Annotated in this window: 18 protein-coding genes; 10 read left to right on the forward strand and 8 right to left on the reverse strand. The window is 71.1% G+C overall.

Annotation, left to right across the window (positions count from 1 at the left end):
• Window positions 1–332: 332 nt before the first annotated feature.
• Window positions 333–1,124, reverse strand: coding sequence for a metal-dependent hydrolase (locus tag STRNI_RS05865; RefSeq protein ID WP_093646792.1), 792 nt, complete (start codon window positions 1,122–1,124; stop codon window positions 333–335).
• 1,260 nt (window positions 1,125–2,384) lie between these two features.
• On the opposite strand from STRNI_RS05865, the gene STRNI_RS05870 reads away from it, so the two are divergent.
• Window positions 2,385–4,898: a DEAD/DEAH box helicase gene (locus STRNI_RS05870; protein WP_159484783.1), complete on the forward strand. Its 2,514-nt coding sequence runs from the start codon at window positions 2,385–2,387 to the stop codon at window positions 4,896–4,898.
• A gap of 52 nt (window positions 4,899–4,950) precedes the next feature.
• Window positions 4,951–5,820 (forward strand): acyl-CoA thioesterase, encoded by an 870-nt coding sequence (locus tag STRNI_RS05875; RefSeq protein ID WP_018088563.1) that lies wholly within the window; start codon window positions 4,951–4,953, stop codon window positions 5,818–5,820.
• Here the strand turns inward: STRNI_RS05875 and STRNI_RS05880 are convergent.
• Together STRNI_RS05880 and STRNI_RS05885 are read right to left on the reverse strand one after the other, a co-directional pair.
• The gene (locus STRNI_RS05880) at window positions 5,751–6,647 is read right to left on the reverse strand and encodes a DUF6397 family protein (protein WP_229837892.1); all 897 of its coding nucleotides are present in this window, start codon (window positions 6,645–6,647) and stop codon (window positions 5,751–5,753) included. The two genes, STRNI_RS05875 and STRNI_RS05880, sit on opposite strands and share 70 nt — an antisense overlap.
• A gap of 79 nt (window positions 6,648–6,726) precedes the next feature.
• Window positions 6,727–7,134 carry a roadblock/LC7 domain-containing protein gene (locus tag STRNI_RS05885; RefSeq protein WP_093646789.1) on the reverse strand — a complete coding sequence of 136 codons (408 nt, stop codon included), beginning with the start codon at window positions 7,132–7,134 and terminating at the stop codon, window positions 6,727–6,729.
• 169 nt (window positions 7,135–7,303) lie between these two features.
• Here STRNI_RS05885 and STRNI_RS05890 point away from each other — a divergent pair, with 169 nt between their 5' ends.
• The gene (locus tag STRNI_RS05890) at window positions 7,304–7,732 is read left to right on the forward strand and encodes a PPOX class F420-dependent oxidoreductase (protein ID WP_026169442.1); all 429 of its coding nucleotides are present in this window, start codon (window positions 7,304–7,306) and stop codon (window positions 7,730–7,732) included.
• Between the two features lie 46 nt (window positions 7,733–7,778).
• On the opposite strand, the gene STRNI_RS05895 is transcribed toward STRNI_RS05890, so the two are convergent.
• The gene (locus tag STRNI_RS05895) at window positions 7,779–8,393 is read right to left on the reverse strand and encodes a GTP-binding protein (protein WP_018088559.1); all 615 of its coding nucleotides are present in this window, start codon (window positions 8,391–8,393) and stop codon (window positions 7,779–7,781) included.
• 320 nt (window positions 8,394–8,713) lie between these two features.
• On the opposite strand from STRNI_RS05895, the gene STRNI_RS05900 reads away from it, so the two are divergent.
• Window positions 8,714–9,325 (forward strand): class I SAM-dependent methyltransferase, encoded by a 612-nt coding sequence (locus tag STRNI_RS05900; RefSeq protein ID WP_159484785.1) that lies wholly within the window; start codon window positions 8,714–8,716, stop codon window positions 9,323–9,325.
• 24 nt (window positions 9,326–9,349) lie between these two features.
• On the opposite strand, the gene STRNI_RS05905 is transcribed toward STRNI_RS05900, so the two are convergent.
• Both STRNI_RS05905 and STRNI_RS05910 read right to left on the reverse strand, forming a co-directional pair.
• On the reverse strand, window positions 9,350–10,246 hold the full coding sequence (locus tag STRNI_RS05905; RefSeq protein ID WP_018088557.1) for an oxygenase MpaB family protein: 897 nt from the start codon (window positions 10,244–10,246) through the stop codon (window positions 9,350–9,352).
• A 101-nt stretch (window positions 10,247–10,347) separates the two neighbouring features.
• Window positions 10,348–10,794 (reverse strand): hypothetical protein, encoded by a 447-nt coding sequence (locus STRNI_RS05910; RefSeq protein WP_167540490.1) that lies wholly within the window; start codon window positions 10,792–10,794, stop codon window positions 10,348–10,350.
• An 89-nt stretch (window positions 10,795–10,883) separates the two neighbouring features.
• Between STRNI_RS05910 and STRNI_RS05915 the strand changes: the two genes are divergently transcribed.
• Window positions 10,884–11,666, forward strand: a complete 783-nt coding sequence (locus tag STRNI_RS05915; RefSeq protein WP_018088555.1) for a hypothetical protein — start codon at window positions 10,884–10,886, stop codon at window positions 11,664–11,666.
• 618 nt (window positions 11,667–12,284) lie between these two features.
• On the opposite strand, the gene STRNI_RS05920 is transcribed toward STRNI_RS05915, so the two are convergent.
• On the reverse strand, window positions 12,285–12,467 hold the full coding sequence (locus STRNI_RS05920) for a hypothetical protein (protein WP_042161392.1): 183 nt from the start codon (window positions 12,465–12,467) through the stop codon (window positions 12,285–12,287).
• A gap of 148 nt (window positions 12,468–12,615) precedes the next feature.
• On the opposite strand from STRNI_RS05920, the gene STRNI_RS05925 reads away from it, so the two are divergent.
• Window positions 12,616–15,594 carry a DEAD/DEAH box helicase gene (locus STRNI_RS05925; protein ID WP_277410698.1) on the forward strand — a complete coding sequence of 993 codons (2,979 nt, stop codon included), beginning with the start codon at window positions 12,616–12,618 and terminating at the stop codon, window positions 15,592–15,594.
• Entirely contained in the window at window positions 15,591–16,904 is a 1,314-nt protein-coding gene (locus STRNI_RS05930; protein WP_277410699.1) for an SWIM zinc finger family protein, read from the forward strand. Before STRNI_RS05925 ends, STRNI_RS05930 begins: the two co-directional genes overlap by 4 nt.
• Window positions 16,905–16,926: 22 nt before the next feature.
• Here the strand turns inward: STRNI_RS05930 and STRNI_RS05935 are convergent, their stop codons facing one another.
• Window positions 16,927–17,847: a LysR family transcriptional regulator gene (locus STRNI_RS05935; RefSeq protein WP_277410700.1), complete on the reverse strand. Its 921-nt coding sequence runs from the start codon at window positions 17,845–17,847 to the stop codon at window positions 16,927–16,929.
• A 251-nt stretch (window positions 17,848–18,098) separates the two neighbouring features.
• Between STRNI_RS05935 and STRNI_RS41300 the strand changes: the two genes are divergently transcribed.
• From STRNI_RS41300 to STRNI_RS05945, 3 genes are all read left to right on the forward strand, one after another.
• Window positions 18,099–18,197 carry a putative leader peptide gene (locus tag STRNI_RS41300; protein ID WP_316246551.1) on the forward strand — a complete coding sequence of 33 codons (99 nt, stop codon included), beginning with the start codon at window positions 18,099–18,101 and terminating at the stop codon, window positions 18,195–18,197.
• A 202-nt stretch (window positions 18,198–18,399) separates the two neighbouring features.
• On the forward strand, window positions 18,400–19,563 hold the full coding sequence (gene sfnG, locus STRNI_RS05940) for a dimethylsulfone monooxygenase SfnG (protein ID WP_277410701.1): 1,164 nt from the start codon (window positions 18,400–18,402) through the stop codon (window positions 19,561–19,563).
• Between the two features lie 46 nt (window positions 19,564–19,609).
• Entirely contained in the window at window positions 19,610–20,827 is a 1,218-nt protein-coding gene (locus tag STRNI_RS05945) for an acyl-CoA dehydrogenase family protein (RefSeq protein ID WP_277410702.1), read from the forward strand.
• The last annotated feature ends 24 nt before the right edge of the window (window positions 20,828–20,851 follow it).

Genomic DNA, 20,851 nt, shown 5'->3' on the forward strand with positions numbered 1-20,851 from the left:
CTGCGCCTTGCGTCCTGCGTCCCGGGTACGGAACCGGCGCTCCTTGCGCGGCAGCAAGGGATCGATCAGCTCCCACAGTTCACCCGGCACCCTCCACGGTGGCGTTCCCACGACCAGGCCGACACTGAGCACCTCTCCCGGACACAGCTGCCGGCTCAGGTCCACCTCACTGCGTCCGGGCATCCGGGGGTCTGGGCATCCGGGCATCCGGGCATCCGGGCCGACACCACCGCATCGGCGCTCTGCTGCTGCGCGGCGCACGTCAGGGGGAGGCGCGGCGACATCGGGCATCAGGTGCACACCAGATGCCCGACGTAGCCGCGCGCGAGATGTCAGATGTAGCCGAGCGCGCCCAGCCCGCCGAGGCCACCCAGCACCATGAACAGCGGCATCAGCACCTTCAGCTCCACCCAGCTGCCGGCCTTGAAGCGCATGCCCTTGGGCGGGCCGACGGGGTACCAGCGCTTACGGCCTATCGGGATGGGCCACAGGACGGGGCAGCCCGAGACGGTCAGGGCATCGCCGATGTCGTGGACCAGCGCGCCGAGGACGACCGGCAGGCCCAGCCAGAGGTACTGCTGCCCCGGCTCGGTGAACAGCCAGCTCGCACCATTGCCCGGCTGGTCGAGAATGCCGGCCAGGATCCAGGCCGAGGCCGCACCCAGCAGCCACACCAGCACATCGCTGGACACCCGTGCCGCCCGCCACAGCAACCCCTCGATGGCGAGCACCATGTGGACGAAGAGGATGCCGAGGACCGCCCAACGGCCGCCCTGCATCGCCAGCAGCGACATCCCGCCACCGACCAGCACGGCCCACACCCAAGTGTGGGTGAGCGTGCGGTGCCCTCCGTTGCGGTTCGAGTCCCCGCGCATCTTGGTCGCCTTGTAGACGGCGTGCGAGATGGCGTCGACAACCTCGCACAACATCCGCGACAGCGGGCCGAAAGCCCGTGAGATGGTCGCGGACTTGTGGTCGAGGTCCGGGGCAAGCGCCGCTCCGGCACAGATCAGAGCCCCACAGACGAGCACCGGCCAAGGCATCGGATGTCCGGCGGCAGCCGCCGCAGCGCCGACCCCCAGCCAGGCCGCGGCCCCGGACAGCGAGTGCGCCGGTCCCATCATGGTTCTTCCCACCCCTTGTTCTCTTGCACGTGTCCACCTGCGCGGTACGTGGCTCTCGCACTGCTGAGCCGCGCCACTGACGCCCGGTCGGCGACTCAGCGTAGCGCCAGATGATCTCCGCACGAGGAGGGGGTGAACCAACTCCTGTCCCGCCCGACGGGGACAGTCCACTCCAGCAAGGCGGGGGAGTGTGGTGCTCGCGAGCACTGTTCGCCGATCACACGCTCCCGACGTGACGTCAGTTTCCGGACGGGGTGGGAGCCGCCAGGGCGCGAACAAGGCCGGGAGCAAAGGAGGCGAGCGAGACCGGGGGTGGGTTGGGGTGGAGGAGGGAGAAGGGTCGGCTGACGAAGGAGACGAGGAGGATGAGCCGAGGGGGCAGGCGGGGATGGGGCGGAGTTGCGGAGCGAACAGAGGCGAGAAGGGCGAGCAAGACCCGGGGGCGAAGGGAACCAGCGGGGATGGGTGGGGATGGGGGTGGGCGTGGGGAAAGCGGACTGGGATGGGGGCGACTGAGGCGGACTGGCGACGGGGCCGGGGTGAGGTGGGGTGGGGTGGGGTGGGCCTGGGTGGGGTGGGGTGAGGTGAGGTCCGTGCTCCGGGGGCCTCCCCCTCCCCCCTCCCCTCCCCTCCCCTCCCCCCACCACCTCCGCCACCACCCCCACCTCAGCCCGATCTTCCGATCAGGCGTCGCCCCGGATCCGCGTCGCCCCGACCAGACGGCACCCCGATCAGACAGCGCCCCGATCAGACAGCGCCTCGATCGCGTGACGCCCCCACCCGCGGCGCTCCAACCCCGCCGCCCCCGGATCCCGAAGGGCGCCTCCCCCACAGCTCAGCAGCCACCGCGCCTCGGGTGATCTCCGCCACGCGCCGAGCGCACCGCCGCACGAAGCGGGATCAGCGATGACGACAGTGCGTCCGCAGTCGTGTACGGGTTGTAAAGACCTTGCGCGGAAGCCTCCCTGGATACCGGGGCTGTCGGGGCCACCGGGAGCCACAAGGGGGCGTCACCGCCGTCCTTCCGTCGGCGGCGCGGGTTCGCCCGCCCCGGTGAGGGGCGGCCGGCTATCGGGCCGGCGGTCTACGTTTTTGCAGGTCAGGCCGGATATCGCGGTGGCGGGCAGGGCTGCGGCTGGGGGCTTTGCGGGGAGGGTCGGGCCGCAGGGCGAGTGGTTTGTGGGGGTGTCGATCTTCGGCTGGTCTTCCTCTGGGCCGCCGGTTCCCTGATCTGGGCCGAAGACAGGCAGTATGGGGGGCGTGACCCTCATCGATCATCTGCCGAACGACGCCGACCCCGATGCCCTCTTCGAAGCCTTTTCGGGCTGGGCCGAGCAGCAGGGCATCTCGCTCTACCCTGCCCAGGAGGAGGCGCTGATCGAGGTGGTCTCCGGAGCGAACGTCATCCTGTCCACCCCCACCGGCTCCGGTAAGAGCCTGGTGGCGGCCGGCGCGCACTTCACCGCTCTCGCCAATGATCAGGTCACCTTCTACACCGCGCCCATCAAGGCACTGGTCTCGGAGAAGTTCTTCGATCTGTGCAAGATGTTCGGCACCGAGAACGTTGGCATGCTCACCGGTGACGCATCGGTCAACGCCGACGCACCGGTCATCTGCTGCACCGCCGAGGTGCTCGCCTCGATAGCGCTGCGGGACGGCAAGGATGCCGACATCGGCCAGGTCGTGATGGACGAGTTCCACTTCTATGCCGAGCCGGACCGTGGTTGGGCCTGGCAGATTCCGCTGCTCGAACTGCCGCAGGCGCAGTTCATTCTGATGTCGGCGACGCTCGGCGACATGTCGCGCTTCGAGGGGGACCTGACCCGGCGGACGGGGAAGCCGACGTCGGTCGTGCGCTCGGCCACGCGGCCGGTGCCGCTGTCGTACGAGTACCGCACGACGGCGCTCACGGAGACGCTCACCGAGTTGCTGGAGACCCGCCAGTCTCCCGTCTACATCGTGCACTTCACCCAGGCCGCCGCCGTGGAGCGGGCGCAGGCCCTGATGAGCATCAATATGTGCACACGTGCCGAGAAGGACGAGATCGCTCAGCTCATCGGCAACTTCCGGTTCACCACGAAGTTCGGCCGCAACCTGTCGCGGTATGTCCGCCATGGCATCGGCGTGCATCACGCCGGCATGCTGCCGAAGTACCGCAGGCTCGTCGAGAAGCTGGCGCAGGCGGGTCTGCTGAAGGTCATCTGCGGTACGGACACGCTCGGCGTGGGTGTCAATGTCCCTATCCGTACGGTGTTGTTCACCGCGCTGACCAAGTACGACGGCTCGCGGGTGCGGACGCTGCGGGCGCGGGAGTTCCATCAGATCGCCGGCCGCGCCGGCCGGGCGGGCTTCGACACCGCGGGCTTTGTGGTCGCGCAGGCACCCGAGCACGTCGTGGAGAACGAGAAGGCGCTGGCGAAGGCGGGAGACGACCCCAAGAAGCGCCGGAAGGTGGTGCGCAAGAAGGCGCCGGAAGGCTTCGTCAACTGGGGTGAGAACACCTTCGAGAAGCTGATCGCCTCCGATCCCGAGCCGCTGAACTCCCGTTTCCGGGTGACGCACGCGATGCTGCTGTCCGTGATCGCCCGGCCGGGCAATGCCTTCGTGGCGATGCGCAAGCTCCTCGAGGACAACCATGAGCCGCGCAAGAACCAGATCAGGCACATCCGGCGGGCCATCGCGATCTACCGCTCGCTGGTGGACGGCGGGATCGTGGAGCGGCTGGCGGAGCCGGACGCGGAGGGCAGGATCGTCCGGCTGACCGTGGACCTCCAGCAGGACTTCGCTCTCAACCAGCCGCTGTCGACGTTCGCCCTGGCCGCGTTCGACCTGCTCGACCCCGAGTCGCCGTCGTACGCGCTGGACATGGTCTCGGTGGTGGAGTCCACGCTGGACGATCCCCGGCAGATCCTGGCCGCGCAGCAGAACAAGGCCCGGGGCGAGGCGGTCGCCCAGATGAAGGCCGACGGCGTCGAGTACGAAGAGCGCATGGAACGGCTCATGGACGTCGAGTACCCCAAGCCGCTGGAAGAGCTGCTCTTCCACGCCTACGGCCTCTACCGCAAGAGCCACCCGTGGGTCGGCGACCATCCGCTGTCGCCGAAGTCGGTCATCCGCGATATGTACGAACGCGCCATGACCTTCACGGAGTTCACGTCCTTCTACGAGCTGGCGCGCACCGAGGGGATCGTGCTGCGCTACCTGGCGAGTGCGTTCAAGGCGCTGGACCATACCGTGCCGGACGATCTGAAGTCCGAGGACTTCCAGGACATCATCGCCTGGCTGGGCGAGATGGTGCGGCAGGTCGACTCCAGTCTGCTGGACGAGTGGGAACAGCTCGCCAATCCGGAGGTGGAGACGGCGGAGCAGGCCGCGGAGCGGGCGGATCAGGTCCGGCCGGTCACGTCCAACGCGCGGGCGTTCCGTGTGCTGGTGCGCAATGCGATGTTCCGGCGGGTGGAGCTGGCGGCGCTGGACAAGGTCGAGGAGCTCGGCGAGATGGATGCCGATTCCGGCTGGGACGTGGACGCCTGGGGCGAGGCGATGGACGCCTACTGGGACGAATACGACGAGCTGGGCACCGGTCCGGATGCGCGCGGCCCGAAGCTGCTGCAGATTCAGGAGGATGCCGAGCACGGACTGTGGAAGGTACGGCAGACTTTCGCCGACCCGAACGGTGATCACGACTGGGGCATCTCCGCGGAGGTGGATCTGGCCGCCTCCGACGAGGAGGGACGCGCGGTCGTGCGGGTCACGGACGTGGGTCAGTTGTGAGGCGGTGGCTTCGGCCGAAGCCGCCGAGGGATATGACGGAGGGCCACCGGTCATGACCAATCCTGCCGAGAAGCTGGTCGATCTGCTGGATCTCGAGCAGATCGAGGTGAACATCTTCCGGGGCCGCAGTCCCCAGGAATCGCTGCAGCGGGTCTTCGGCGGGCAGGTCGCGGGCCAGGCGCTGGTGGCGGCCGGGCGGACCACGGAAGGGGACCGCCCGGTCCACTCGCTCCATGCGTACTTTCTGCGGCCCGGCCGGCCGGGGGTGCCGATCGTGTACCAGGTCGAGCGGGTCCGCGACGGGCGGTCCTTCACCACGCGCCGGGTCGTCGCCGTCCAGCAGGGACGCACGATCTTCAATCTGACCGCCTCCTTCCACAAGCCGGAGCCCGGCTTCGATCATCAGTTGCCGATGCGTCGGGCGGTGCCCGACCCGGAGGACCTGCCGACGGTTGCGGACGAGGTCCGCGAGCGCCTGCGCGATCTGCCCGAGGGCCTGGAGCGGATGGCGCGCAGGATGCCGTTCGAGATCCGGTATGTCGACCGGCTGCGCTGGACGCCGGACGAGATCGAGGGCGCGGAGCCGCGCAGCGCGGTGTGGATGCGCGCGGTCGGGCCGCTGGGCGACGATCCGCTCGTCCACACCTGCGCGCTGACCTACGCCAGCGATATGACGCTGCTGGACGCCGTCCGCATCCCCATCGAACCGCTCTGGGGGCCGCGCGGGTTCGACATGGCCTCGCTCGACCACGCGATGTGGTTCCACCGTCCGTTCCGCGCGGACGAGTGGTTCCTCTACGACCAGGAGTCGCCGATCGCCACCGGCGGCCGGGGGCTGGCCCGCGGGCGGATCTACGACCGGGAGGGCAGGCTGCTGGTCTCGGTCGTCCAAGAGGGGCTGTTCAGGAAGCTCGGCGGCTGACCGGGGCGGGCGGCGGAGCTCGCGGCCGCGGGTGTCCGCAGCCGGCCCGGGTCTTCCCTGCGGGCCGTTTCGAGCTCGCGGGAGAGGTTGACGCGGTACCACATCACCTCGTCGAACTCGTCCGCTGTCAGCACGCGTTCGAAGGATTCCCGGGCGGCCGGGGTCACCGTGATCACGGAGGCCAGAACGGGCCGGAGCCGGCGCAGCAGGGACCGCTCCCGCGGGTCCTCGGCCACCGATGCCAGTTCCTCCGGGGGCAGCACGGCGGCGATCACCGCTGCCGCTTCCCAGGGGTCGTCGGTCTGTCCCATGAGCTGGGCGACCCGTCGGCTGCGCCACTGGCGGGCCCGCCAGTCCTGTCCGCTGTCGAGCATCACCCGCATCGCCGCGGGGGTGTTGCCCCGCATCAGGTCGGGTTCGCGGTCGGCGAAGTCGGTGACCTCGGCCGCGAGATAGAGCCAGACCACCGCGCCGTAGCGGTTCACATAGAACCTGACGGGGCCGAAGCAGCCGGCCCGGGTCAGGCGCACGACCCGTCCGGGGCCGATGCCCATCAGCTCGGCCGCCTCGTTGGTGCTGACCGTGCGGATCCGTTCGCGGAGCGCTTCGGGGAAGCACGGCTCGGCCTGCAGGCGGGCGATCTCCTCCGCCGGGACCCGGCGTCGGCCGAGCGATCCGCCGGCTCCCGGCCGGCCACCGGTCCCGGTCAGGACCGTCCGCACCTTTCCGAGCTGGGTGGCGAGCTCCAACTCGCCGGTCCTCAGCTCCAGTTCACGGGCCGCTCGCCCCATGGTGAGCGTCTGCTGCCCGTCGCACATCACTGTCATGTCGTTTCCCCCGCAACTCGGTCGATCACTGACAGTGACGACTGTAGCCGCAGGCGATGACAGTGGGTCAACCCCCGCCTCAGACCTGTGGATAACTTTCCGGCTGGCGGACCGCGACGCCCAGATGCTCGCCGACACGGTTGACCAGCAGCGTCATTTCGTAGGCGACCTGGCCCAGGTCGGCGTCGGCGCCGGCCAGCACGCACAGGCAGCTGCCGTCCCCCGCCGCCGTCACGAACAACACCCCGTCGTCGAACTCGACCATGGTCTGGCGCACCCGCCCGATGCCGAAGTGGAGCGCCGACCCCTTCGCGAGGCTGTGCAGTCCCGAGGCGACCGCCGCGAGATGCTCGGCGTCGTCCCGCTGGAGCTTCTCGCTCGCCCCGGTCACCAGGCCGTCGTTGGACAGCACCAGTGCGTGCCGTACCTTCTCCACCCGCTTGGTCAGGTCGTCCAGCAGCCAGTCGAGTCCGCTGCTCAATGCCATTGCTGCTTCCTCCCCGTGTCTGAGCCCGCACTCTTGGCCGGACCGCAGCCCGTGGTCCGTTCAAAGGCTGCCCTGCCAGCCTGTCCCACCTCCGCCGTCTCGGCAAGCGGCCCCACGGTCCGGCGTGCCACGCGGCGCCGGTTCGTACCGCATGGCCGAGGATGTCGGCATGGCACACAAGATGACGAAGGACGAGTGGCAGAGGTTCCTTTCCGAGGGCACCCGTACCGGCAAGCTGGCGACGGTACGGGATGACGGCGGCCCGCACGTCGCCCCGGTGTGGTTCCTCATGGACGGTGACGAGCTGGTGTTCAACACCGGGCAGGAGACGGTCAAGGGCCGCAACCTCGCCCGCGACGGCAGAGTGGCACTGTGCATCGACGACGACCGGCCACCGTTTTCCTTCGTGGTGGTACACGGGTCCGCGGAGATCAGCAACGAGCTGGCGGACGTCCGTCACTGGGCGACCCGGATCGCGGCCCGCTACATGGGCGAGGAGCGGGCGGAGGAGTACGGCGCCCGCAACGGTGTTCCGGGCGAGCTGGTGGTACGGGTCAGGATCGACAAGGTCATCGCCCTGGCGGACGTGGCGGGCTGAGGGACACGTGGCGCGGGCCGTCCGGCGCCGCGCCACACGCCGCCGGTCATCCCACCGAATCCAGCACCCTGGCGGAGTGCCGCCGCCCCGCGTGCTCGACGAGCCGCACCAGTACTTCCTTGCCGGAGTCGCGGTCCCTCGCGTCACAGAGCACGACGGGGGTGCCGCGGTCCAGGTCCAGCGCGCGGGCCACCTCGTCGGCGCCGTAGGACCGGGACTCCGCAAAGCAGTTGACGGCGACCAGGAACGGGATCGCGCGGCGCTCGAAGTAGTCGACCGCCGGGAAGCAGTCCTGCAGGCGCCGGGTGTCGGCCAGGACGACGGCGCCCAGCGCGCCCTCCGACAGGTCGTCCCACAGGAACCAGAAGCGGTCCTGACCCGGGGTGCCGAAGAGGTAGAGGGACAGACCTTGCCGGATGGTGATGCGGCCGAAGTCCATCGCCACCGTGGTGGTGCCCTTGCGGTCCACTCCCCCGGTGTCGTCGACCGTCTCACCCGCCTCGCTGAGCCGCTCCTCCGTACGCAGCGGGTGGATCTCGCTGACCGAGCCCACCAGGGTTGTCTTGCCCACGCCGAAGCCGCCCGCGACTAAGATCTTCAGGGTCAACTCGGCGTCGAGGCCCGGGGCTGCGCCCTCCGGGGCCCCTTGTGCGGCGTTCATCGGCCGTCTCCTCCAGGATGCAGGGTCCTGCGCGTCAAGGGGTATGCGGATCCATGGCTCGACGGGGGGGGAGCCTTCGGCGGCAGAGGACCGCCCGAAATCCATGGCGAGGAACGTACCGCCCGCTGACAGGGATTTTCTCGAAAATGCCAAAGCCGTCACGTCTTCCGATCAAGAAGCCCATGTACCTCCGAATTCGTGATAGTTGGACCGTGGCGAGGCCGAACGGCACCGGTCACCGCCCTCGGTGCCCGGCTTCACGGGCGCCTGAGCGCCTGTACCGCCTCCCTCTCCGACCGTCGCACTCCCGGAGGAGCCCGATGACCGACCACCACGCCGACCGTCCGCATGAGGTCCGTGCGTTCTTCGCGTCACGCGCCGCCACCTGGGACGCGAAGTTCCCCGACGACGGCCCCGCCTATGCGGCAGGCGTCGCCGAACTGGGCCTCCAGGAAGGCGAGCGGGTCCTGGACGCCGGCTGCGGTACGGGACGCGCGCTGCCCGCGCTGCGGACGGCCGTGGGACCGCGCGGAACGGTGCTGGGCGCCGATCTCACGCCCGAGATGCTGCAGGCCGCCGTCCGGGCCGGGCGCGACCGTGACGCGGCGCTGCTGCTCGCGGACGTGACCCGGCTGCCGCTGCCCGACGCCGCGCTGGACGCCGTCTTCGCCGCGGGTCTCCTCTCGCATCTGCCGGACTCGGCGGGCGGCCTCACCGAACTCGCCAGGGCCGTACGCCCCGGTGGCCGGCTGGCTCTCTTCCACCCCATCGGGAGGGCCGCCCTCGCCGCGCGCAAGGGCCGCCCCATCACGCCCGACGATCTGCGGGCGGAGCCGAATCTGCGGCCCCTCCTCACCGACTGCGGCTGGGACCTCGTCCGGTACGAGGACGAGGACGCCCGCTACCTGGCGCTGGCGGTCCGCCGGGGATGACGTCACGCGGACGGCACCGGTGTCTCAGGACGCCGCCGGGCCCTCCCCGTGCGGAACCGGGCAGCTGCCGGTGCGGCGGGAGGCGGGGAAGGTGCCGAGCTCGGCCACCCGGAAGCCGTTCGGATAGCCCTTGATCTCGGGGTTCTGGCGGGCGTAGTGCGGGGTGCGGCGGGGCGGCAGCAGCCGTACGGCCTTGGCGCGCAGCTTCAGGGCGGTGCGGACCGCCTTCTGGACCGCCGGCTTGGGCCGCTCGTACCGGAAGGCGTCCAGCAGGGAGTCGTCCAGAAGGGCCATGCTGGCACCGCGCACCACCGGGGCGAGCGGGCCGTACCACCCCGCCATCAGGTCCAAGGTCGCGTCCGAGACCCTTCGCGCGCCCTCGTCCCAGCCGAAGTGCGCCTCCTCGTAGGCATCGAGACACTGCTCGAAGTCCTCGTAGGTCTGCGGGAGTTCGGTGATGCCCATATGGCGGCCGAGGGTGCGGTAGTAGGTGGCGACGGCATGCTGCTCGTGGGCGGTCAGCCGCCGCCAGCCGTACTCGTCGAGCCACCGTTTGGGCACCACCACGAAGGTGCACAGGACATAGCGCATGTCCTCGTTGCTGATGTCGTAGCTGCGGTGCATCTGGTTGATGCGGCGGATCGCCGTCCGGCCGTCGTCGCTGTCGAAGCCGTGCTCGACGACGGCGTCCAGGAGGAGCGCGGTGTCGTCATAGCGCTTTTGGGTACGGTCCGTCAGCTCCGCCGTCTCGGCGAGAAGCCGGCCGATGCTCGGCACGGCATAGGTGCGGTAGAGCGCCAGCTCCAGGGCTCGGGTGACGTCCCAGGGGAATTCATGGGTCGCGATGATGCGGTAGATCCGCAGGAAGTCGCGCTCCGGGTCGAGCCGCCGGATCTCCCTCAACCAGTCGTAGCGCCGCACCTGACAACCGTCCCTTCGTTCGCGAAGCGCCAATTTTACGGACGTGGGCGGCAGTTGAAGGGTGCTGCGGGGTGTCAGATCACGTCGCGCGGTGGCCGGAATCAGTCGCGCCGGGAGGTTTCCCGTGAGCGCCTCGGCACATCGGCCGGCGGCCGACCGTCGCAGGTGCCGCGCCCCGGGGTCCGCGCGTCGGCACCGTAGCGGTCGGTGAGCGTGGGATCCACCACGGCCAGCGCCGCCATGACCGGCATGCCGGTGCGGCCGGCGAACGCCAGCCGCTCCTGGACCTCACGTGGTGTGCGCGGACGGTAGCCCGGCCCCGTACCGCAGCATCCGCCGTGGAAGGTCAGCCCGGCGCGCAGCACGGCCTCCAGCGCACGCCAGCCGGCCACGTCGCGCCTCTTGGGCACCGCCAAATCCGCGCCCGCGTCGATCAGCTCACCTCGGCACTGCGGGCAGTGGCCGGGCCCCCGCGAGACCGGCGTCTTCTTCCACGCGGCCCGGCAGGCCAGGCACACAAAGTGCACACGGCGGCTGTAAAAACACATCCGCGCAGCGTACGGCTGGTGACAAGCCCGTACCAAGCGAATTAGGGTGCGCCGACGTACTCCGCAATGGACCGGATGGGGAGGCCCGCGTGCCCACGACCGAGAGCGCCGACAACGACCAGTTGTTCGTGCTGACGGCGGTGCTGCTGACGCCCGCGCAGTTCCCGAGCGTGCTCGGCGACGACTACCCCGAGGTGTGCGCGGGGCTGGGCCTCGAACCGTACGCGGAGGGCTACGGGCTGGTCCTCGGTCAGGACGGCGACGGGGCGCGCTGGACCGTGGTGACGGAGGACGTGTCGCTGGTCGCCTGCGCGATCGCGGCCTGGGACTGCGGCATGGAGTACGACCTCTCCCCCGGCGAGAACAGCATCGTCGGGGCCCTTCCCGGCTGGCCGCTCGCGCTCGCCGTAGCGGCACCGGGTGTGCCGCAGCCGCACGACCCTGAGCCGCAGGAAGGCGACCCGGCACCGCTCACCCCTCCGGACGCCGAGGAGTGGGGGCCGGCGCAACGGCGGCTCGGCGCGGACGAGATCGCCATGCAATGGGCGGCGTGGCGGGAGCAGGTGGAGGGCGACGTCAGCTTTGCCGAGCCGGGTGATCAGGCGCACACGGGGGTGCGGCGGGTGCTGGAGGAGGCGCGCGGCTATGTGAACGATCCGCCGCCGCCCGGGCGGGTGCGGTCGTCGTTCGCGGCCGGTGAGGCGCGGACGCTGCGGGTTGACGGGCCTGGATGGAGCATGGTTGCCCGTACCGATGACATCGCGTTCGTGCTGCTGGACGAGGAGCCGGGCGAGGTCCATCCGGTGGGGCGCGGGCCCGAACTGCCCGGCCTGCTGACGTCACTCGACGAGCTGTCGACGCGGCCGGTCTGAGTCGCGGGCTCGACGGGTTGGGGTGGGGGCTTTGCGGTTGCGTTGTTCGTCTGCGGGGGTGTTGTGGCTGGGCGCGCCGTTCCCCGCGCCCCTTCGTGGCGCGGCCGGTCCGTCGCCTGACTTCTGCGGGTTGGTGGGGGCTGGGGTTTTGCGGGTTGTGTGGTTGCCGCGGGGGTCGGAGGGGACGCACCGGTACCCGTCCTCGGCGCGGGCGACGCGGGTCCATGGGATTGAGTACCCCGGCGTTCGCTCCAGTCCTGCGGGCGGGCACCGGTACATCCCCTCCAACCGTCCAGCGTTGCCGACTGCCGGCCGGTGACACCGTCCGTCAAGACCCACCTCGGCCGCGCCCAATCTGCGGGCGGTCCGGCCAGGTCCCTGCCAAGGGGTGCCGCGCATGGTCGTGACGGTGATCGGTACGGCGGGTCAGTCGCGCACGTACGGCGGTCGGAGGGGATGTCCGGTGAGCCGCCCGCAGGACCCGGAGCGAACAACGGGGCTCCCAACCTCCGGGACCCGCGTCGCCCGCGCCGAGGACGGCTTACCGGGCGTCCCCTCCGACCCCCCACCCACACCCCGTAGGCGAAACGGCCCCAGCCCACGGCAACCCGCGTACGTTCAGCGGCCGAGCTGTTTGCGGCTGACGCGGCGTAGGCGGCGGCGTTGGGAGGAGTCGAGTGTCAGATACGCGACGGCCGGGATTCCGACCATGACCAAGAGGGCCGCCCAGAAGGGCAGCAGCCACAGCAGGATCACTCCCACCGCGACCCCGCCGACCGCGACCTTCGCCTGTGTGGACATCCTTCACGCCCCTTCCGCGGCGCATGCCGCGCTCTGTGTACTCCATTGAACGCCGTATTCGCGCCGCAGGTTCCTTCCAAGGGTGCATTGTCATGTACTCTCGGGCGCTCCAGTCACCAGTAGTCAAACTTGAGGAGTTCGGGACCCAGTGACATCCCTCCCCGCGGTCACCCCCGCTCAGCTCTCCGCACTCGCGCAGTGCGCAGCGGTTTTCCTGCCGTCGGATCCGCCACGGGCCGGGCGGATCGCCTTCTGGCGGCCTGATGGTGAACCCGTGGGGGACGCGTCGCTGGGCGTGGCCCTGCCGGATGACGACGGCGGGGTCTCCTTGTGCGAGGTTCCGGCCCTGGTGCTGACGGTGGCCGACGCGGTGCCGGTCCTAACCCGTGCGCGGGCCGGCCGGGACGCCCATCCGGCCGCAGCCTTCTGGGGGGCCGCCTCCGTACTGGCGCTGCAGCTCGCGGCCCGTGGCCGGATACTGCCCGGGGTCAGCCCGGCCGGATACGACGCCTGGCGGCTGGGGCCGCTCGACCCGGAGGACCTGGCGCGGCTGCGCGATCTCGCCGCCGCGATGCCGCCGTACGCCCACGCTGCCCCGCTCCCGGACACCGACCCGTTGCAGCTGCCGGATCCCGAGCGGCATGTGCGGGCCTTCCTCGACGCGGTGGCGGACGGGCTGCCGCGCTCCCCCGGCGCCGTGCTGGCCACCGGAGCGCCGGCCTTCGCGGTGACCGCCCCGCAGCACATCCCCGAACAGCGCGCCTGGGCCGCTGATGTCGCCGCGGGGCACGACGCGGGTGTACGGATCTCCCTGCGGGTGGAGGTGCATGGCGCGGAGGCGGAGGAGCCGATGGCCTTCGGGGAGCAGCGCGGCGAGGTGGATGCGGCGGGAAGCCCGCTGCGCGGCGATGCGGCCGGTGCTCGGTCCCCCATCACGTTCAAGGCCGTTCTCCAGTTGCACAGTCTCACCGATCCGACGCTGGTCGCGGATGCCGCGGAGGTGTGGGCGGGGACTTCGACGGCCGGGCAGGCGTTCGGGGCGCGGGCGCGGATGGACACGCTGCTGACGTTGCGGCGGGCGGCGGATGCCTGGGCGCCGCTCACCCCGTTGTTGTCCGCGGCGGTGCCCGATGCGCTGGATCTTGCCGACGAGGAGATCGCCGAGCTGCTCGGGCCGGCCGCGGGTGCGCTGGCCGCCGCCGGGGTGCAGGTGCACTGGCCGAAGGAGCTGACGCGCACGCTGAGCGCGCGGGCCGTGGTGGGGCCGCCGGAGGCGGGCGGCGGTGACGTTTCCGAGGGGCGGGGCACGGGGCTGCCCTCGCTGTTGTCGGCGGATGCCCTGCTCTCGTTCAGCTGGCGGTTCGCGGTCGGGGACCAGGAGGTCGACAGGGCGGAGCTGGACCGGCTGGCCGAGGCGGGGCGGCCGCTGGTGCGGCTGCACGGTCAGTGGGTGCTGATCGATCCGGCGGCGGTGCGGGCCGCCCGGGACCGGCAGGAACGTAAGGTCACGCCGCTCGATGCGCTCGGCGCCGCGCTCACCGGCAGCGTCGAGGACGGGGACGGCGGCCGGGTGGAGGTGGCGGCCTCCGGCTGGCTGGCCCGGCTGCGCGACCGGCTGGCCGACCCGGAGGGCGGCGACACCACGCCGGTCCGGCAGCCGGCGGCGCTCACCGCGACACTGCGCGACTACCAGCTGCGCGGGCTCGGCTGGCTGCACCGGATGACCTCGCTGGGGCTGGGTGCCTGTCTCGCCGACGACATGGGGCTGGGGAAGACGATCACGCTCATCTCCCTGCATCTGCACCGGCAGACCGCTCCCGCGTCGGCCGGCCCCACCCTTGTCGTCTGTCCCACCTCCCTCATGGGCAACTGGCAGCGGGAGATCGAGAAGTTCGCGCCGGGCACACCGGTACGCCGCTTCCACGCCGGGCGGCGCAGTCTGGCGGAGCTGGCGGACGGCGAGTTCGTGCTCACCACGTACGGGACGATGCGGGTCGATGCCGGGAAGCTGGCGGAGGTGGGCTGGGGGCTGGTCGTCGCCGATGAGGCCCAGCACATCAAGAATCCGTTCTCCGCGACCGCCAGGGCGCTGCGGACCCTGCCCGCCAAGGCCCGGGTGGCGCTGACCGGTACCCCGGTGGAGAACAATCTGTCGGAGCTGTGGGCGATCCTGGACTGGACGACACCGGGGCTGCTGGGGCCGCTGGGCCGGTTCCGTACGCACTATGCGCAGGCCATCGAGGGCGGTGCGGCGGCGTCCCCGGAGGCGGGCGCGGCGGCCGAGCGGCTGGCCCGGCTGGTGCGGCCGTTCCTGTTGCGCCGCCGTAAGTCCGATCCGGGGATCGCGCCGGAGCTGCCGCCCAAGACGGAGACCGATCGTGCGGTGGCTCTGACCAAGGAACAGACCGGGCTGTACGAGGCCGTGGTGCGCGAGGGGCTCGCCGAGATCGCCGGGACGGACGGGTTCGCCCGCCGCGGGCTGGTGGTCAAGCTGCTCACCTCGCTCAAGCAGATCTGCAACCACCCCGCGCAGTACTTGAAGGAGAGCGGCCCGGCGGAGGACGGCCGCGCGGCGGGAGCGGTACGGATCGCGGGGCGTTCGGGAAAGGTCGAGCTGCTGGACGAGTTGCTGGACAGCATCCTCGCCGAGGGCGCGAGCGTGCTGGTGTTCACGCAGTATGTGCAGATGGCGCGGCTGTTGGAGGGGCATCTGGCGGCGCGCGGGGTGCCCACGCAGTTCCTGCACGGCGGTACGCCGGTGGCCCGCCGTGAGGAGATGGTGCGGCGCTTCCAGGACGGGGCGGCGCCGGTGTTCCTGCTGTCGTTGAAGGCGGCGGGTACCGGTCTGAACCTCACCCGGGCGGCGCATGTCGTGCACTTCGACCGCTGGTGGAATCCGGCCGTCGAGGCGCAGGCCACCGACCGCGCCTACCGCATCGGGCAGACCCAGCCGGTGCAGGTCCACCGGATCATCACGGAGGGCACGATCGAGGACCGGATCGCCGACATGCTCGCCCGTAAGCAGCAGTTGGCCGATGCGGTGCTGGGGTCCGGCGAGGCCGCGCTGACCGAACTCACCGACGCCGAGCTGGCGGATCTGGTCGCACTGCGGGGGAACGAGCGATGAACACGCCTGGAGATGAGGGACCGATGTACCTGGACGAGGGGGCTTCCGCTGCCGCTGAGCGGACGTTCGAGGCATTGCCCGCGGCCCGTGGGAGGGCCTTTGCCCAGAGCTGGTGGGGGCAGGCGTGGCTCAAGGCGCTGGAGGACACCGCGCTGGACGGCGCGCAGGTGAAGCTGGGCCGGCGGCATGCGCGGGCCGGTGCGGTCGGCGCGGTGTCGGTGCGCCCCGGCCGGATCACCGCGGTCGTCCAGGACCCCGACCATACGCGGCACCGGTCCGATGTCCTGCTGCAGCAGTTGAGCGCGGCGGACTGGGACCGCTTCCTGGACATGGTCGCGGACCGGGCAGGGCACATCGCGGCGCTGCTGGACCGTGACATGCCGCCGGTCCTCGTCGAGGACGCCGCCGCGGCCGGGATCGAACTCCTGCCGGGCATCGGGGACCTGGAGCCGGAGTGCAGTTGTGGTGCCTGGGACCACTGCGCGCATTCGACCGCGCTGTGCTACCAGTTGGCGCGGCTGCTGGACCAGGACCCGTTCGTCCTGCTGCTGATGCGCGGCCGGGGTGAGCGGGAGCTGCTGGACGAGGTGCAGGCGCGCAGTGCGTCGCGGGCGGAGCTGCCGGCGGGCGGGGCCGCGGCGGAGCCGTCCGGTGCGGGAGTGCCGGCGGCCGAGGCGTATGCGGCGCGGGACATTCTGCCGCCGCTGCCCGCGGCGCCGCCCCCGGTCGCCGCGCCGGGTGCTCCGCCGGTGCTCGGTGGCGGCACCCCGCCCGCGCCCGGGGTAGAGGTGGCCGCGCTGGAGTTCCTGATCGGGGACGCGGCGGCGCGCGCCCAGCGGCTGCTGGCGGAAGCGCTGTCCACCGGGCATCCGGACAGTCCGCCGCCGCCCGTTCCGGCGCCCGACCAGGATGCGGTGCGGCTGGCGGCGGCCGGTCCGGGGGCGGCCATATCGGCGCGGCTGGCGGCCGGTTCGGGGCGGGATGCGCGGGGTCTGGCGTCGGCCGTACGGGCCTGGGAGCTGGGTGGCGCGGCGGGGCTCGCGGTCCTGGAGGAGGAGTGGACACCGGAGCCGGAGGCGCTGGCACGGGCCACCGGCCGGCTGGCGGCCGCGTGGGAGGACGAGGAGACCCGGCCGCGGCTGCGGGTCACCCGTAACCGCTGGACGGTGGTGGGCGGCGCGGCCCAGTTGCGCTACGGGCGGGACGGCCGCTGGTGGCCGTATCGCAGGGAGGGCGGGCGGTGGGTGCCCGCGGGCCCGGCCACGGACGATCCGGCGGGCGCGCTGGCGGGGGTGTCGGCGGAGGAGTGAGGAGGCACGGGCGGGGGCGGGGTCAGGTCCCGTCCTCGCCCGCGCCGCGGTGCGCGGCTGCGCGTCGCACGAAGAGCTCGTGCAGATCGCGGGCTGCCTTGGGGACCGAGCCGGAGCGGCGGCGCTGAATGACCATCAGGACGTCGGTGCGGTCGGCGGCCAGCGGGCGGTAGGTGATGGTGCCGCTGCGCTCCAGGGGGTCGCCGATGATGCTGAAGTCGGGCAGGACCGTGACGCCCAGGCCCTCGGCGACCATCAGTTTGCCCATTTCGGCGCCGTCGGTGGAGTACGAGAAGGAGGGTGTGCGTCCCCTGAGGAGCCGGTGGACGAAGCGGTGCATGACATAGCCGGACCGCATCACGATCAGCGGCTGGGTGAGGAGTTCGGTCACCGGGACCTCGCTCCTCGCGGCCAGTGGGCTGTCCGGCCGGAGGCACACCACGGGGCGGCCGCGCAGGAGTTCGGTGGTGTGGAAGTCCGGCGGCAGGTCGTCGCCGCGCAAATAGTTGACGAGCCCCAGGTCGAGACTGCCTTCCAGCAGCGCGCGGTGGATCTCGGCCTGTTGGGCACCGATCACCTCGACCTGGGTCAGCGGATGGCCGGTCCGGAACTCGCGGATGGCCGGTACCAGCAGCGGAACGGTGGCGGCGTTGACGGTGCCCAGTCGCACCATCCGGCTGATGTGGTGCTGGTCGCCCGCGGCCCGGCGCAGTTTGTCGACCGCGTCGAGCACACCGACGATATGCGGCAGCAGCTCCCGGCCGTCGTCGCTGATCTTCGCTCCGGAGCGCTTGCGGTCGAGGATGTCGACGCCGAGTTCGCGCTCCAGATTGCGGACGGTCTCGCTCAGTGCGGGCTGGGACAGATGGAGTTCCTCGGCGGCTCTGCGCAAGGAGCCGAGGCGGGTGACGGCCGCAATGTATTCGAGTTGCTCGATCCGCACGGAATGCACCTCCCCGGCGATCCGGTGCCGATGGTGAAGGTCAGTGGAGTCAGGTGCCGTTGAGGCTTCTCGCGGGTTTGTTTCCCTTGGTTCAAGGGGGACCCTATCACCACCTCGCGCATACCGTATCGACGCTGCGCAGCACGGTCGCTAAACTCGGCAGGGATGCGGCCGCATTGACCGGGAAAGGGCCGCAGGGGCCGTTGCCGAGAGGTCGGTGCGGCGAATTGTTGCGAGGAGGTGACGCATTCATGAACGAGCAACAGAAGCAGCTCACCCAGCGGCGTCACGTCGATCTCGCACGGCTCTCCAGCGCGCTCTGTCGCGGTGCCGTCGCCCGCGAGCGCTGACGACCGGAGGTCGTCCGGCGCCGGCCGTTGATGGCCGTTGATGGCCGTTGATGCCTTGCCGGTCCGCCCGGAGATCCTTTTCTCCGTATCGCGGCTGCTCGCGCATTTCGTTCCGGAGATTCCTCGTGCTATTCGCGCGAACCGCGCGTGCTTCCTTTGTCGCGCCCTTTTGCAGTTGGCTTTCTTCCACCGGGAGTTCCTGATGTCCGACCTGCCCGCCCCGGGCCCCGCACGCTTTGCCTATTGGGTGCCCAATGTCAGTGGCGGCCTGGTGACCAGCACCATCGAGCAGCGCACCGATTGGGGCTATGACTACAACCGCAAGCTGGCGGTGCTGGCCGAGAACAACGGTTTCGATTATGCGCTGAGCCAGGTCCGCTATATGGCCAGCTACGGCGCGGAGTTCCAGCACGAGTCCACGAGTTTCAGCCTGGCGCTGCTGCTGGCCACCGAGCGGCTGAAGGTGATCGCCGCCGTGCATCCGGGGCTGTGGCACCCGGGTGTGCTGGCGAAGCTCGGCGCCACGGCCGATCACCTCTCCGGCGGGCGGTTCGCGGTGAACGTGGTCAGCGGGTGGTTCAAGGGCGAGTTCAGTGCGCTCGGGGAGCCATGGCTGGAGCATGACGAACGCTACCGGCGGGCGGAGGAGTTCATCCGGGCACTGCGCAGCATCTGGACCGAGGACCACGCCGAACTGGCCGGGGACTTCTACCGCATCCGGGACTTCTCGCTGAAGCCGAAGCCGCTCGGTACCGCCGGGCGTCCGCACCCGGAGATCTTCCAGGGCGGCAACTCCACCGCGGCGCGGGCGATGGCCGGCCGGGTGTCCGACTGGTACTTCAGCAACGGCAAGGACTTCGACGGCGTCACCGAGCAGCTCAGGGACGTCCGGGCCGCGGCGGCGTCCGCGGGCCGGACCGCGCCCCGCTTCGGGCTGAACGGCTTCCTGATCGCCCGGGACACCGAGGCCGAGGCCCGGGAGGTGCTGCGGGAGATCATCGCCAAGGCGGACACCGAGGCGGTGCACGGCTTCGGCGCGGCGGTCCGGCAGGCCGGGCAGTCCACGGCCGACGGCACCGGTATGTGGCAGGACTCGTCGTTCGAGGACCTGGTCCAGTACAACGACGGCTTCCGCACGGGCCTGATCGGCACACCGGAGCAGATCGCCGAGCGGATCGTCGCGTACAAGCGACTGGGCGTGGACCTCTTCCTGCTGGGTTTCCTCCATTACCTGGAGGACGTCGAGTACTTCGGCCGGCGGGTGCTGCCGCTGGTGCGTGAGCTGGAGGCGCAGGAGGACGGCCCGCGGGCCGCAGCGGACACGGCGCAGCCGACCGGTCCGGCGGTCTCCGGCGCCCGGCGCTGAGCCCCCGTCCCACCGATCATCACCCCACTTCCAAGGGAGACTTCAGATGAGCACCGTCGCTCCGTCCGACTGGACCACCCGTCCCGCCCCCGAGGGCCCGCAGGGCTGGATCGAGCGCGCCACCGAGGTGGCCGCGGTCCTCGCCACCGACGCGGCCGCCCGTGACCGCGCGGGCGCCACCCCGTACGACGAGGTGCGCCTGCTCAAGGACTCCGGCCTGGTCACCCTGCTCGGCCCGGTCGGGCACGGGGGCGGCGGGCAGGACTGGCCGACCGCGTACCGCGTGATCCGGGAGGTGTCCAAGGCCGACGGGTCCATCGGCCAGCTGCTCGGCTACCACTATCTGTGGAACTGGGCGGCGCGGCTGGTCGGCACCCGTGAGCAGTGGGAGGCGGTGGAGGCCGAGGCCGCCCGGCAGCGCTGGTTCTTCGGCGGTGCGGTCAATCCGCGCGACAAGGACGTGGTGGTGCGGGACGAGGGCGGGACGCTGGTCTTCTCCGGCCGGAAGTCGTTCTCCACCGGCAGCAAGGTCTCCGATGTCACCGTGCTGGAGGGGGTCCTGGAGGGCACCGACAGCCATGTCTTCGCCATCGTGCCGTCCGACAGCGACGGTCTGACGTTCCACGGCGACTGGGACAACATCGGGCAGCGGCTCACCGAGAGCGGCAGCGTCACCCTGGACGGGGTGCGGGTGCCGTGGTCGGCGGCCGCCGGGTACGTCGACAAGGAGTTCCGGCCCCGTGTCTACAACACCCTCAATGTCCCGACCATCCAGCTGGTCTTCGCCCACTTCTACCTCGGGATCGCCGCGGGCGCCCTGGAGACGGCCGCGGTCTACACCCGTACCAAGGCGCGTTCCTGGCTGCACGGCGGCCATGAGCGGGCGGCCGACGAGCCGTACGTCATCGACACCTATGGCGATCTGACGGCCAAGCTGTGGGCCGCCGAGGCGCTGGCCGACCGGGTGGCCGGGGAGGGGCAGCGGCTGCACGACGCTCCGGACGCGGTGACCGAGCAGGACCGCGGGGAGTTCGAGGTCCGGGTGGCGGCGGTCAAGGCCCGCGCCACGGAGGTGGCCCTGGAGGTCACGAACCGGATCTTCGAGGTGACCGGGGCCCGGTCCACCGCGTCCGCCGAGGGCCTGGACCGCTTCTGGCGCAATGTCCGTACCCACACCCTGCACGATCCGGTGGCCTACAAGCGCCGTGAGGTCGGCCGGTTCGTGCTCGACGGCGCACTGCCCGAGCCGACTTGGTACTCCTGACCGGCCCCGCTCCGCACACTCCGC

The organism is Streptomyces nigrescens (assembly GCF_027626975.1).
In the GTDB taxonomy this organism is placed as follows: Bacteria; Actinomycetota; Actinomycetes; order Streptomycetales; family Streptomycetaceae; genus Streptomyces; species Streptomyces nigrescens.